Origin of the sequence: Enterobacter sp. 22466 (assembly GCF_052044775.1) — a bacterium.
Classification (GTDB): domain Bacteria; phylum Pseudomonadota; class Gammaproteobacteria; order Enterobacterales; family Enterobacteriaceae; genus Enterobacter; species Enterobacter dissolvens.
The window spans coordinates 20,222-33,769 of sequence record NZ_JBQENX010000003.1; the positions used below are offsets into that span (position 1 = coordinate 20,222).

General features: G+C 52.2%; 13 protein-coding genes. 1 reads left to right on the top strand and 12 read right to left on the bottom strand.

From position 1 onward, the window contains the following. Positions 1–2: 2 nt before the first annotated feature. The 12 genes from fabZ to rpsB form a co-directional block, all read right to left on the bottom strand. A complete protein-coding gene (gene fabZ, locus ACTJJI_RS09940) occupies positions 3–458 on the bottom strand; it encodes a 3-hydroxyacyl-ACP dehydratase FabZ (RefSeq protein ID WP_010426706.1) in 456 nt (151 codons plus the stop codon). A 104-nt stretch (positions 459–562) separates the two neighbouring features. After that, positions 563–1,588, bottom strand: coding sequence for a UDP-3-O-(3-hydroxymyristoyl)glucosamine N-acyltransferase (gene lpxD, locus ACTJJI_RS09945; protein ID WP_440653896.1), 1,026 nt, complete (start codon positions 1,586–1,588; stop codon positions 563–565). Positions 1,589–1,591: 3 nt separating this feature from the next. Then, on the bottom strand, positions 1,592–2,086 hold the full coding sequence (skp, locus tag ACTJJI_RS09950; protein ID WP_014830714.1) for a molecular chaperone Skp: 495 nt from the start codon (positions 2,084–2,086) through the stop codon (positions 1,592–1,594). 122 nt (positions 2,087–2,208) lie between these two features. Beyond that, the gene (gene bamA, locus ACTJJI_RS09955) at positions 2,209–4,626 is read right to left on the bottom strand and encodes an outer membrane protein assembly factor BamA (protein ID WP_014830713.1); all 2,418 of its coding nucleotides are present in this window, start codon (positions 4,624–4,626) and stop codon (positions 2,209–2,211) included. A gap of 31 nt (positions 4,627–4,657) precedes the next feature. After that, entirely contained in the window at positions 4,658–6,010 is a 1,353-nt protein-coding gene (gene rseP / locus ACTJJI_RS09960) for a sigma E protease regulator RseP (RefSeq protein ID WP_058682406.1), read from the bottom strand. Between the two features lie 11 nt (positions 6,011–6,021). Next, on the bottom strand, positions 6,022–6,879 hold the full coding sequence (gene cdsA, locus ACTJJI_RS09965; protein ID WP_014830711.1) for a phosphatidate cytidylyltransferase: 858 nt from the start codon (positions 6,877–6,879) through the stop codon (positions 6,022–6,024). Between the two features lie 12 nt (positions 6,880–6,891). Next, complete coding sequence (ispU, locus tag ACTJJI_RS09970; protein WP_014830710.1) at positions 6,892–7,650, bottom strand: (2E,6E)-farnesyl-diphosphate-specific ditrans,polycis-undecaprenyl-diphosphate synthase; 759 nt, start codon at positions 7,648–7,650, stop codon at positions 6,892–6,894. A gap of 186 nt (positions 7,651–7,836) precedes the next feature. Next, positions 7,837–9,036 carry a 1-deoxy-D-xylulose-5-phosphate reductoisomerase gene (gene ispC / locus ACTJJI_RS09975; protein WP_014830709.1) on the bottom strand — a complete coding sequence of 400 codons (1,200 nt, stop codon included), beginning with the start codon at positions 9,034–9,036 and terminating at the stop codon, positions 7,837–7,839. 95 nt (positions 9,037–9,131) lie between these two features. Next, positions 9,132–9,689, bottom strand: a complete 558-nt coding sequence (frr, locus tag ACTJJI_RS09980) for a ribosome recycling factor (protein WP_008501909.1) — start codon at positions 9,687–9,689, stop codon at positions 9,132–9,134. 167 nt (positions 9,690–9,856) lie between these two features. Beyond that, positions 9,857–10,582 (bottom strand): UMP kinase, encoded by a 726-nt coding sequence (pyrH, locus tag ACTJJI_RS09985; protein WP_003856194.1) that lies wholly within the window; start codon positions 10,580–10,582, stop codon positions 9,857–9,859. Positions 10,583–10,733: 151 nt separating this feature from the next. Beyond that, positions 10,734–11,585, bottom strand: coding sequence for a translation elongation factor Ts (gene tsf, locus ACTJJI_RS09990; protein WP_014830708.1), 852 nt, complete (start codon positions 11,583–11,585; stop codon positions 10,734–10,736). A gap of 117 nt (positions 11,586–11,702) precedes the next feature. Beyond that, positions 11,703–12,428 (bottom strand): 30S ribosomal protein S2, encoded by a 726-nt coding sequence (gene rpsB / locus ACTJJI_RS09995; protein ID WP_013095653.1) that lies wholly within the window; start codon positions 12,426–12,428, stop codon positions 11,703–11,705. A gap of 321 nt (positions 12,429–12,749) precedes the next feature. Here rpsB and map point away from each other — a divergent pair, with 321 nt between their 5' ends. Then, a complete protein-coding gene (gene map, locus ACTJJI_RS10000) occupies positions 12,750–13,544 on the top strand; it encodes a type I methionyl aminopeptidase (protein WP_013095652.1) in 795 nt (264 codons plus the stop codon). The last annotated feature ends 4 nt before the right edge of the window (positions 13,545–13,548 follow it).

Genomic DNA, 13,548 nt, shown 5'->3' on the forward strand with positions numbered 1-13,548 from the left:
TATCAGGACTCCCGGCTACGAGCACACATCATCGTCGCTTCGCAAACAACTTTGCCGTCAACCAGCGCTACGCCTTTGAAGCGAGTCAGGCCACGACGCGTTTTTTCAAAAGTGACTTCCATGATCATCTGATCACCAGGCACGACAGGACGCTTGAAGCGCGCTTCATCGATACCCGCGAAGTAGTACAGTTCACCCGGCTCCAGTTTGCCTACGCTTTTAAACGCAAGAATACCGGTAGCTTGTGCCATCGCTTCCAGGATCAACACACCCGGGAAGATGGGTTTACCAGGGAAGTGTCCCTGGAAGAATGGCTCGTTAACGGAGACATTTTTCACTGCGCGCAGAAAACGACCTTCTTCAAAATCCAGCACACGGTCTACCAGCAAAAACGGGTAGCGGTGCGGCAGAAGTTCTAAAATCTCTTCAATATGCAGAGTATGAGTGTCGGTAGTCAAAATACTCTTCCTGTCAAAATGTACTGATTAGCAATAATAACACGGCCTGCCGGTTTAAAAGAAAGCCGACAGGCCGGGAAATTAAGCGTTAAAAAGATGAACGCTTAGTCTTGTTGATCGATCTTGCGCTCAAGGGACTTGAGTCGCTTGCTCATATCATCAATATTCATCACCAGAGCTGCTGTTTTACGCCATACCTTGTTAGGTTGCAGCGGGATGCCTGAGGAATAGACGCCTGGCTCAGTGATAGGACGCATCACCATGCCCATTCCCGTCACTGTAACCTTGTCGCATATTTCCATATGACCATTGATCACGCTGGCACCGCCGATCATGCAGTAACGGCCAATTTTCAGGCTGCCTGCCATGATGACGCCACCTGCAACCGCTGTATTGTCGCCAATCACAACGTTATGCGCAATCTGGCACTGATTATCGATAATAACACCGTTGCCGATAATGGTGTCGTCAAGCGCACCACGGTCAATGGTGGTGCAGGCACCGATCTCAACGCGATCGCCAATGATAACGCGACCAAGTTGCGGGATCTTAACCCAATTACCACGATCGTTAGCGTAGCCAAAACCGTCAGAACCAATCACAGTGCTGGACTGAACGAGGCAATTTTCGCCGATTTCCACTTCATGGTAGACGGACACATTGGCCCACAAACGGGTCCCGGCGCCGATTTTTGTGTTTTTCCCAACGAAGCAGCCCGGGCCGATAACGACGTTATCGCCCAGCACGACGCCAGACTCAATAACGGCATTTGCGCCGACTGCTACGTTGTTACCCAGCTGAACCGTCGGATCGATTGCTGCACTGGCAGCAATGTTTTGCGCCGGCTGCGGCGTGGTATCAAGAATTTGTGCCATGCGGGCATACGTCAGGTAGGGATTTTTCACTACCAGTGCCGCACCAGTGGCAAACGGAAGATCGTCCTGCGTCAGAACAACAGCCGACGCCTGGCATTGAGCCAGATGTTCACGGTACTTAGGGCTTACCATGAAGGTGATATTGCCAGCTTTAGCAGATTGCATGGACGCAACAGCGGTGATGACGATATCGCCATCACCGTGTAATTCTGCATCCAACTGCTGAGCTAAATCAGCCAGTCGAATTGAAGGCATTACTTATTTAACCTGTTTCAGAACATCAGCGGTGATGTCTTTAACATCGCTGCTGTTGAAAGCAACGGCGTTCGCATCGACAACCAGATCGATGTTCTGATCGGCAGCAACTGCTTTAACAGCAGTCTGAATGCGAGTCACCAGCTTGCCACGCTCTTCGTTAGAACGACGCTGACGATCCTGCTCAAAAGCCTGCGCTTTCTGGGAGAACGTCTGGCGCTGAGCCATTACGTCTTTTTCCAGTTTGCTGCGGTCGCTTGCTTTCATGGTAGAACCATCACGCTGCAGACGCTGCATTTTGGACTGAAGATCGTTTTCCATACCCTGCAGTTCGCTTGCACGGCCTTTGAATTCGTTTTCCAGAGTCGCAGAAACGCCTGTTTTCTGTGCAACCTGCTGGAACAAATTACCCATGTTGACGATTGCAATTTTGTCTGCTGCCTGAGCAGAAGTTGCCATCGCTAAACCGAGACCTGCAGCTAATAACCACTTTTTCACAATTAACTCCTTACCATCCCATTGGTACCCGAAGGTACCGTTCTTTGCGTGGCAAGGCGATCGTTTTACCGATCGCCGGTTGTCAGCGCTACACTGCCAACGCATTCCTTTGCCGCGGAGAATTACCAGGTTTTACCAATGTTAAACTGGAATTGCTCCGACTTATCTCCATCATATTTCTTAAACGGCTGGGCGTAGGAGAAGACCAACGGCCCCAGCGGTGACATCCATTGTAATGCGATACCTGCAGACATGCGAATGTTGCCCGGATCGCTGTAGTCTGGAACGCCTGCCGCACGCATCTGGGCAGTATTCTCCCAGTTGGTATCCCACACTGTACCGGCATCCATAAAGAAGGAGGTACGGACAGAGTTTGCGTACTTGTCGCTGATAAACGGCGTCGGCGTGATGAACTCAAGGCTCGCCACGGCCATAGCGTTACCGCCTACCGCATCATCAGAGCTACAAACCTGTTTTGAATCGCGGCTTGCGCAGTTATCTTCGTCATTACCGCCGTAATAAACCGCTTTCGGACCAATGTTATTGGACTGGAAGCCACGAACGGTGCTGGAACCACCGGCGTAGAAGTTCTCATAGAACGGCATCTCTTTGCCGCCTAAACCATCGCCATAGCCCCAACGGGTACGACCCAGAACCACCCACTTATGATCGTCATCGATCGGGAAGTACGAGGCAGTATCAAGCGTTAACTTGTAGAACTCGTTATCAGACCCTGGAATAGTCACTTTACCATTCAGGTTGACACGAGAACCTTCCGTAGGGAAGTAACCACGGTCAAGGCGGTTATACGTCCAGCCGTAGTTGAAGGTGAAGTCATCCGCCGCAAAACCGTTGTTATCGCTGGAGGTGCTCGCCGACTGGCCGATAGAGTCCAGATAACGCCACATTGCCACCTGCGGTTGCATATTGGACAGGTCGTTATGCACATAACCTAAGCCCGCACGCAGGGTGTTGTATTCGTTAACCGGGAATCCAAGCGTACCATCTACACCGTAGCTCTTGTTGGTGTAGGAAGACAGATCCGCGTCGTCTGCTTTAAAGTCGTTATAGAAGATACGACCACCCAGGCTCACACCATCGACGGTGAAGTATGGGTTAGTAACAGAGAACTCAGAGTAGGTCTGGTAGTCGTTTTTGGTTCCGTTGATGCCAACTGAGTAACCGGTACCCAGCCAGTTATCCTGCTGAACGCCCACCTGGAAGCTCACGCCGCTTTCAGTACCGTAGCCCACACCGAAGTTAAAGCTACCGGTATTACGCTCTTTCACCTTGTAAACGACGTCAACCTGGTCCGGGCTGCCCGGCACACGCTGGGTATCAGTATCAACAGTTTCAAAATAGCCCAGACGGTTCAGACGCTCTTTACCCTGGTCAACGAGGTCGCTACCTAACCATGCACCTTCCATCTGGCGCATTTCGCGACGCAGAACAGAATCTTTGGAGGTGTCGTTACCTTCGAAGCGGATCTTACGCACGTAGAAACGGTTGCCCGCATCAACGTTGACGTGAAGCTTAACGGTTTTATCCGCATCGTTGATTTCTGGCTGAGTTTGAACACGCGGATAGGCATAACCATAGCGGCCGAGCAGCTTCTTAATGCCGTCTTCCATTTTGGTTACTTTAGAACCGCTGTACAGATCGCCCGGCTGAATTTTGGTCAGCGATTCGATCTCAGCAGAATGCCCCGCCAGGTTGCCACTCACTTCAACACCCGAAAGCTTGTACTGATCGCCTTCTGTGATGTTAATCGTAATGTAGATCCCTTTCTTATCCGGGGTCAGACTCACCTGAGTCGAGTCGATGTTGAAACGGGCATAACCACGATCCAGATAGTAGCTGCGCAGGGTCTCAAGGTCGCCCGCCAGTTTCTGTTTCTGGTATTTGCGATCGCCCACCACGTTCCACCACGGCACTTCATCACGCAGCTGGAAGGTGGAGATCAGTTCGTCGGTGGTGAACGCGTGGTTCCCTACGATGTTGATCTGTTGGATCTTCGCAGAGACACCTTCCTGGAAGACCAGTTTCAGGTCAACACGGTTACGCGGCAGCGGAGTGACTACCGCTTTCACGCTGGCACTGTACTTACCGACGCTGTAATAGAAATCTTCCAGACCTTTTTCAATGTCTGAAAGGGTTGTGCGGTCCAGAGACTCCCCCACACGAACACCGGATGCTTCAAGGTTCTGCTTGAGCATGTCATCTTTCACCGACTTGTTACCGGAGAAAGTGATACTGGCGATCGTCGGACGTTCTTTCACCTGAACCAGCAGCGTATCACCATCGCGCAGGACGCGGACATCCTCAAAGTTGCCGGTGGCAAACAGAGCACGGATGGTGTTACTGATGTCATCATCATTAACCGTATCGCCGGGGCGCACAGGCATACTGAGGAGGGCCGCACCAACGGCGACACGCTGAAGGCCTTCGAAATGAATGTCTTTCACTACGAACCCGTCAGCACCGTATACGGTGGCGCTGCTAAACAGCAGCGACGCTATGAGCAACTTTTTCATCGCCATCGTTATTATGCGTTCTTCCTAACTAACTCTCTTACAACCGAGAGAAATCATTGAAAAGTGCAAGCCCCATTAACAGCACCAGCAAAATCGAGCCAATGCGATAACTAAAGTCTTGAACTCGCTCGGATACCGGCCCGCCTTTTAGCTTTTCAATCGCTAAAAACAGCAGATGACCCCCGTCTAAAACGGGAAGCGGGAACAGGTTGATGATCCCAAGGTTCACGCTAATGAGCGCGAGAAACATGAGATAGTAAATCACCCCGAACTCCGCTGACATCCCAGCCCCCTGAGCTATCGAAATTGGCCCACTGAGGTTGTTCAGTTTCACATCACCGGTTATCAATTTCCCCAACATGTTTACCGTCAGCTTCATCAGTTGCCATGTTTTATCCGTGGCTTCAAGGATGGCGCTGAACGGCCCATACTGGCGTATTGTCTTGTACTCATCTGGCAGCGGGATCACTTTAGGCACAACCCCTGCAAACCCTTCTGCCTTTTTGCCGACCGATTTACTATCCGGGATCAGCGTCAGCGAGAGCGGACTGCCCTGCCTTTCAACTTCCAGCGCGAGCGACGTACCCGGATTATCGCGCACCAGAGTAACAAAGGTCATCCACTGTGTTAATGGCTGACCATCGACTTTAACGATCCTGTCGCCAGCTTGCAAACCCGCTTTGCTCGCCGCCGAATTTGCCTGAACTTCGGCTAATATCGGTTCGATCTGCGCACCACGTGGGCGAATCCCCAGCGCAGAGACGGGATCTTCTTTGTCAGGTTCGAAACTCCAGTGACGCAAATCCAGCACTTTATTCTGTCGCTGGTCAGAGCCAAACGGCGACACGCTGACCGTGGTCTGCTCATCACCGATTTTGGCGACCAGCTGCAGTCGCACGGTATCCCAATCAGGGGTTTCGATGCCATCAATCGCTTTAAGTTCCATCCCTGGTGTAATTTGCGCACTTGCCGCGATGGAATTGGGGGCGATTTCACCCACAACCGGACGCACGCCAGGGACGCCGATGATAAACACCAGCCAGTAGGCGAAGATAGCGAAGATAAAATTGGCTACCGGTCCGGCAGCAATGATGGCGGCACGTTGTCCAACGGTTTTGTTGTTGAACGCGCTGTGCCGAAGCTCAGGGGCCACAGGCTCAACACGTTCGTCGAGCATTTTGACGTAGCCACCAAGCGGGATAAGGGCGATGACAAATTCGGTGCCGTGACGATCGGTTCGCGTCCAGAGCGATTTGCCAAAACCGATGGAGAATCGCTCTACGCGCACACCGCAGCGGCGAGCAACCCAGAAATGGCCAAATTCATGCACGGTAATCAGTACACCCAGTGCAACAATGAACGCCGCCAGATTCCAGAGAATGCTCAGCATAAAACCTTCCGTTAAATCGTCCCGAATACCAGTAAAAGCAGACAAGCAAACACGGGAACAGCCGCTGTCAGGCTGTCAATGCGATCCAGTATCCCGCCATGCCCTGGAATCAGATGTCCGCTGTCCTTAATCCCTGCTTCTCGCTTGAACATACTTTCGGTTAAATCACCGAGTACCGAGGCCAGCGCGGCAAAAATCGAGCACACCAGCAGTATTGACGGTGCAACCTCCAGATTCGCCCAGACACCATAGCCCCAGGAGATAATCGCTGCCGTAAACAAGCCGCCGATGAATCCTTGCCAGGTTTTGCCCGGCGACACCTTCGGAGCCAGTTTATGTTTGCCAAACAGTTTACCAAACATATAGGCCCCAGAGTCAGCCCCCCAGACCAGAATCATCACATAAAGCAGCCAAAGCGCACCGCTGTAGTGGTTTTCGTCGTAGTGCCAGGCGCGCAGGGCAACCATACCCCAGAAAAAAGGCACAATGGTGAGCAGGCCAAAAATGAGGCGCAGCACTTTTGAGTTACGCCACAGCGACGCGGATCCCGGATAAAAAAGCACCAGAACCAGCGCGGCAATCCACCAGGCCAGCGATACCCACAGGGAACCGGCAACCAGTGGTTGGTGAATATCATGGTGATATTCAGGCAAGGTAAACAGCATCAGGGCCAGGATTAAGCCACAGAGTACCGCCAGCCATACCCGCTGACTGCGCGACGTAAAGCCGCTAAACTGTCCCCATTCCCACGCGGCGAGCATACACACCACCAGCGTGACAATAGCGAATCCCACCGGGGGCAGTAAAAACAGCGCCGCAATGACAATGGGTATTAATACAAAAGCGGAAATCAGGCGATACTTCAGCAAAAGCTACCCCCATCAGGCTTTGTCGCCACCAGGCTCGGTGCCGCCGAAACGACGCTCTCGATTGGCAAAGGCATGCAGCGCACCTTCAAAGTCTTGTTCATCAAAATCGGGCCAAAGCACATCCGTAAAGTAAAGTTCGGCATAGGCAATTTGCCACAGCAAAAAGTTACTTATGCGATGTTCTCCCCCTGTCCTAATTACCAAATCCACCGGTGCCAGTTCATTCATGCAGATTTGCTGACTCAGCGCTTCTTCATCAATTTGGTCGGGTCTCAACAGCCCTTCCTGAACCTGTTCAGCCAGATGCCGAACACCCTGGATAATATCCCAGCGTCCGCCGTAATTCGCCGCGATATTCAGCGTCAGACCCGTGTTATTTTCAGTCAGCGCTTCTGCTTTACGAATCCGTTCCTGCAAACGTGAGTTAAAACGACTGGTTTCGCCGATGACGCGCAGGCGGACGTTGTGGCGGTGCAGGCTTTTTACTTCGCTGTCGAGCGCCCACACAAACAGTTCCATCAACGCAGTGACTTCCTGCGCAGGTCGATTCCAGTTTTCACTGCTAAAAGCATAGAGCGTTAACGCATCAATGCCGTTATTGGCGGCAAAAGAAACGGCGCGGCGAACAGATTTCGCCCCAGCTTTATGCCCAAAGGCTCGTATCTTCCCTTGTCTTTTCGCCCAGCGGCCATTGCCATCCATGATGATTGCTACATGACGGCAGCCATGAGCTGGCAAGTTTTCGCTTATTGGTTGATTCGCAGACAACATAACGCGTTTTTAGTCCCTGAAAAGGATTTAACGGTACTCAGGAATACTGAAGCCTATACGTAAAAAAGCCGTGTCAAACCACGGCTTACCTGACCACTTAAAGTCAAATACCTGCGATCAGGTGGCGCAGACTATATCACCGAAGCCCAACGCTAACAAATAGCACGACGACTAGTGCTTGCTTTATCACCAGCTTGCGAGACGTGTCACCTGTTTACGCGCAATAATACGAGCCTGCTCATCCACCGCCAGCACCTCTTCCACGCTTTGTGGTTCGCGCAGATCCATCAACTCCAGCACCGACAAATTCAGCATAGCGATATCGGTAAAACGGATCTGCTGATTCAGAAATGCTTCAACGGTAATTTCATTGGCTGCGTTCAGTGCTGTCGTCGCCGCCTGCCCCTGGTCAAAGGCATTCATTGCAAGCTTCAGACACGGATAGCGATCGTAGTCAGGTTCACTGAACGTCAGGGAACTCAGCTTGCAGAAATCGAGTGGCTTCACGCCAGATTTCACCCGTTCCGGCCACGCCATTGCATGTGCAATTGGCGTACGCATATCCGGCTCTCCCAGCTGTGCCAGCACGCTGCCGTCCTGATAGCGCACCATCGAGTGAATCACCGATTGCGGGTGGATCAGCACTTCCATCTGTTTCGCCGACGCGTTAAACAGCCAGCGAGCTTCAATGTATTCCAGACCTTTGTTCATCATAGTGGCGGAATCAACGGAGATCTTACGCCCCATTGACCAGTTCGGATGACGGCACGCCTGATCTGGCGTCATTGCGCTCAGTTCAGACAGTGGCGTTTCACGAAACGGGCCACCAGACCCGGTAAGCAAAATCGATACAACCCCATTCTGCTCCAGGTCAGCGTACCCCAGGTTCTGCTGAAAAGGTTGCGGTAAACTCTGAAAAATGGCGTTGTGCTCGCTGTCGACCGGCAAAAGTCGTGCTCCGCGCTGCTTAACCGCCTCCATAAACAGGCGTCCGCAGGTCACCAGCGACTCTTTATTCGCCAGCAGAACATCTTTACCGGCATCGATGGCGGCCAGCGTCGGCAGCAACCCGGCCGCGCCAACAATGGCGGCCATCACCTGATCGACCTCATCCAGCGCAGCCATCTCACAGGCAGCCTGTTGCCCGCTCAAAACCTCAGTACGACAGCCCTTCTCTTGCAGAACGGCTTTCAGCTGGCGGGCGCTCTCTTCGTCATCCATGACCGCATAGCGGGGCGTAAACTCCAGACACTGCTCGACCATTCGCTGCACATTCTTCCCGGCCACCAGTGCTGTCACGGTGTAAAGCGCGGGGTTGTGGCGTACAACGTCGAGAGTGCTGCAACCGATAGATCCGGTTGAGCCAAGGAGAGTTAAATGCTTCATGAGATGCCCGAAAAAAGTTAGACCAGATAAAAGCAAAACGCCGCCAGCAAGACCCGAAGTCCCTCTGAACGGCGTTTATCAGTGTAAGACAGAAATCAGAACTGCATCAGTTCCGCTTCTTTATCTGCCAGCGCCGCATCAATTTTCTTGATGGCCGCGTCAGTCATTTTCTGAATGTCGTCCTGGGAACGACGATCGTCATCTTCACTGATCTCTTTTTCTTTCAGCAGCGCTTTCACTTTATCGTTCGCGTCGCGACGGACGTTACGCACGGAAACACGACCCTGCTCAGCTTCACCACGCACCACTTTGATCAGGTCTTTACGACGCTCTTCCGTCAGCGGAGGCAGCGGAACACGGATATCAGCACCCGCAGAGCTTGGGTTCAGACCAAGGTCAGACGCCATGATCGCTTTCTCAACCGCCGGTCCCATAGAACGATCGAACACGTTGATTTTCAGCGTACGGGTATCTTCTACGGTAACGCTCGCCAGCTGACGCAGCGGGGTTGGCGTACCGTAGTACTCTACGATGATGCCATCCAGCAGGCTTGGGGAAGCACGGCCAGTACGGATCTTGCTGATTTGGGTTTTGAATGCTTCTACGCATTTTTCCATGCGTACTTCAGCATCTTTTCTGATGTCGTTAATCACGTTACGAATCCTTGAAAACTTGTCTCAGGCAGACTATCCGCCAGCACAGCGCTACAGGTGTGCTAAGTATAGTCGCGTTTAATTCATGACAACGCCAAAGGCGCGCCCGGGTAAGATACCACTACAAAATAAAGCGGAATCTTACCTGTATTTATCGCCGACGGAAATTATTCCGTGATCAATGTGCCTTCTTTTTCACCCATGACCACGCGACGCAGTGCGCCAGGCTTGTTCATGTTGAAGACACGGATCGGCAGTTTGTGGTCGCGAGCCAGCGTGAAGGCGGCAAGATCCATCACTTTCAGCTCTTTTTCCAGTACTTCGCTGTAGGACAGCTGATCGTACATGGTAGCAGAGGGATCTTTTGCCGGGTCGGCGGTAAACACGCCATCCACTTTGGTGGCTTTCAGCACCACATCGGCTTCGATTTCGATACCGCGCAGGCAGGCAGCGGAATCGGTCGTAAAGAACGGGTTACCCGTACCGGCGGAGAGGATCACCACGCGGTTGTTGCGCAGCAGGCTGATGGCTTCTGCCCAGCTGTAGTTATCGCACACGCCATTCAAAGGAATAGCGGACATCAAGCGGGCATTCACATAGGCACGATGGAGCGCATCACGCATTGCAAGACCGTTCATCACGGTTGCCAGCATACCCATATGGTCGCCCACAACGCGGTTCATCCCCGCTTTCGCCAGACCAGCACCACGGAAAAGGTTGCCACCGCCAATGACCACGCCGACCTGAATACCCAGTTCGACAAGTTCTTTGATCTCCTGTGCCATGCGGTCGAGAATGCTTGCGTCAATACCGAAGCCTTCCGATCCCTGCAGCGCTTCGCCACTCAGCTTAAGCAGAATGCGTTTGTACACGGGTTTTGCATTGGTAGCCATGTTTCTTTCCTGAGACTGTCAACGATTAAGATGGGGGTAAATTCTGGCGACATAGTATGTCGCATACCAGCACAGCGATACGGGATCCTGTCTGATTTTCGTCTGACGGGTGACAAAAAGAAGCCGCCCTCAGGCGGCTCCTTTTTCATCATTAAGACTGCTTGGACATTGCAGCAACTTCTGCTGCGAAGTCAGTCTCAACTTTCTCAATGCCTTCGCCCACTTCGAAGCGGATGAAGCCAGTGACGTCAGCGTTGTGCTCTTTCAGCAGCTGAGCAACGGACTTGCTTGGATCCATAACGAAAGGCTGGCCAGTCAGAGAAACTTCGCCGGTGAATTTCTTCATGCGGCCTTCAACCATTTTCTCTGCGATTTCTTTTGGCTTACCAGACTGCATCGCGATGTCCAGCTGAACCTGGTACTCTTTCTCTACCACTTCAGCAGACACGTCTTCTGGCTTAACGAATTCTGGTTTGCTTGCAGCGATGTGCATTGCCAGCTGTTTAACCAGCTCTTCGTCAGCGCCTTTAGCCGCAACCAGAACACCGATACGCGCACCGTGCTGGTAAGAACCCAGAACGTCGCCTTCCAGGGAAGCCACGCGACGGATGTTGATGTTCTCACCGATTTTAGCAACCAGCGCAACACGTTCTTCTTCGAACTGTGCTTTCAGAACTTCAACGTCAGTGATTTTGCCAGCAACAGCTGCGTCCAGAACTTTGTTAGCAAATGCCTGGAAACCACCATCTTTAGCAACGAAGTCAGTCTGGCAGTTAACTTCCAGAATGATGCCGTAGGTGCCGTCGATTTTAGTGATGATCACGCCGTCAGCAGCAACGTTGCCTGCTTTTTTAGCTGCTTTGATCGCACCGGATTTACGCATGTTTTCGATTGCCAGCTCGATGTCGCCGTTCGCTTCAGTCAGCGCTTTTTTGCAATCCATCATGCCTGCGCCAGTACGCTCGCGCAGCTCTTTTACCAGGGATGCGGTAATTTCAGCCATTCTTAAATCCTCGGGAGATGTGAACTGCCCGGCCTGCGGCCAAACAGTATAAATTGAAAAAAGGGGCCGATAATGGGCCCCTATTCATACACGGTACTAATAAGGGGTGAAACCTTATTATTCAGCTTCTACGAAGCTTTCTTCCGCCTGAGAAGCCAGATCCTGGGAACGGCCTTCACGAACGGTAGCAGCTACAGCGCTCAGGTACAGGCTAACAGCACGGATTGCGTCGTCGTTACCCGGGATAACGAAGTCAACACCGTCCGGATCGGAGTTGGTATCAACGATAGCGAATACCGGGATACCCAGGTTGTTAGCTTCTTTGATTGCGATGTGCTCGTGGTCTGCATCGATTACGAACAGCGCGTCTGGCAGGCCGCCCATATCTTTGATACCGCCCAGGCTGTTTTCCAGCTTGTCCAGCTCACGAGTGCGCATCAGCGCTTCTTTCTTAGTCAGCTTGTCGAAAGTACCGTCCTGAGACTGGGTTTCCAGATCTTTCAGGCGCTTGATGGACTGACGAACAGTTTTCCAGTTGGTCAGCATGCCGCCCAACCAGCGATGGTTCACGAAGAACTGGTCGCAGCTGTTAGCAGCATCTTTCACAGCTTCGCTTGCAGCGCGCTTAGTACCAACGAACAGAATCTTACCTTTACGGGAAGCGATCTTGTTCAGCTCAGCCAGGGCTTCGTTGAACATTGGTACCGTTTTCTCAAGGTTGATGATGTGAACTTTGTTACGTGCGCCGAAGATGAAAGGCTTCATTTTCGGGTTCCAGTAACGGGTCTGGTGACCAAAGTGAACACCAGCCTTGAGCATGTCGCGCATGGAAACAGTTGCCATGTTTAAAACCTCTATATTGAAAGTTGGGGTTATGCCTCCACGTATCCCATATTACCGACCCCGAAGGGCACCCCGGAATATGTGCCGATACGTGTGTGTTGTTACACAAAGTGAGATTTGTCGCTTCCGTCCAGCCTGTGTATCTGAGATGGATCGGAAGTCCGGCGCGCTTTATACCACAAAACACGGCCAGAAACCAATAGTTGTTGGCTGAGTGTGCTGTTAATGATTCTCAGTTTGGCACGGGGTGCGCCTGACTGGTACCATTGACGGCACTTAGACTAGTATTGTCGAAAAAATCGACACCGATGGACAGATTACATGGCTATCTCTATTAAGACCCCTGAAGAAATTGAAAAGATGCGCGTCGCCGGTCGTCTGGCCGCGGAAGTGCTGGAAATGATCGAGCCGTTCGTGAAACCGGGCGTCAGCACCGGCGAACTGGACCGCATCTGTAACGACTATATCGTTAACGAGCAGCACGCGGTCTCCGCCTGCCTCGGCTACCACGGTTTCCCGAAATCCGTCTGCATTTCTATAAATGAAGTGGTGTGCCACGGTATTCCGGACGACGAAAAACTGCTGAAAGATGGCGACATCGTCAACATCGACGTCACCGTCATTAAAGATGATTACCACGGTGACACCTCGAAGATGTTTATCGTGGGCAAGCCAACCATCCTGGGCGAGCGCCTGTGTAAAGTGACGCAGGAGAGCCTCTACCTGGCACTGAAGATGGTAAAACCGGGCATTCGCCTGCGCACCATTGGTGCCGCTATCCAGAAGTTTGTGGAAGCGGAAGGTTTCTCCGTGGTTCGCGAATATTGTGGTCACGGCATTGGCCGCGTCTTCCACGAAGAGCCGCAGGTTCTGCACTATGATGCGGATGACGGCGGCGTAGTGCTGCAAAAAGGCATGACCTTCACCATCGAGCCAATGGTCAACGCGGGTGACTACCGTATCCGCACCATGAAAGATGGCTGGACGGTGAAAACCAAAGACAGAAGCTTGTCTGCGCAGTACGAGCATACTATTGTGGTAACAGACAACGGCTGCGAAATTATGACGTTGCGCAAGGATGACACCATCCCGGCAATACTGACGCACGATGAATGATAAA

Bases quoted from the DNA above. Each gene is read 5' to 3' on its own strand.
- rpsB (WP_013095653.1), bottom strand. From the start codon at position 12,428: ATGGCAACTGTTTCCATGCGCGACATGCTCAAGGCTGGTGTTCACTTT.
- lpxD (WP_440653896.1), bottom strand. From the start codon at position 1,588: ATGCCTTCAATTCGACTGGCTGATTTAGCTCAGCAGTTGGATGCAGAA.
- map (WP_013095652.1), top strand. From the start codon at position 12,750: ATGGCTATCTCTATTAAGACCCCTGAAGAAATTGAAAAGATGCGCGTC.
- pyrH (WP_003856194.1), bottom strand. From the start codon at position 10,582: ATGGCTACCAATGCAAAACCCGTGTACAAACGCATTCTGCTTAAGCTG.
- tsf (WP_014830708.1), bottom strand. From the start codon at position 11,585: ATGGCTGAAATTACCGCATCCCTGGTAAAAGAGCTGCGCGAGCGTACT.
- bamA (WP_014830713.1), bottom strand. From the start codon at position 4,626: ATGGCGATGAAAAAGTTGCTCATAGCGTCGCTGCTGTTTAGCAGCGCC.
- rseP (WP_058682406.1), bottom strand. From the start codon at position 6,010: ATGCTGAGCATTCTCTGGAATCTGGCGGCGTTCATTGTTGCACTGGGT.
- ispC (WP_014830709.1), bottom strand. From the start codon at position 9,036: ATGAAGCATTTAACTCTCCTTGGCTCAACCGGATCTATCGGTTGCAGC.
- ispU (WP_014830710.1), bottom strand. From the start codon at position 7,650: ATGTTGTCTGCGAATCAACCAATAAGCGAAAACTTGCCAGCTCATGGC.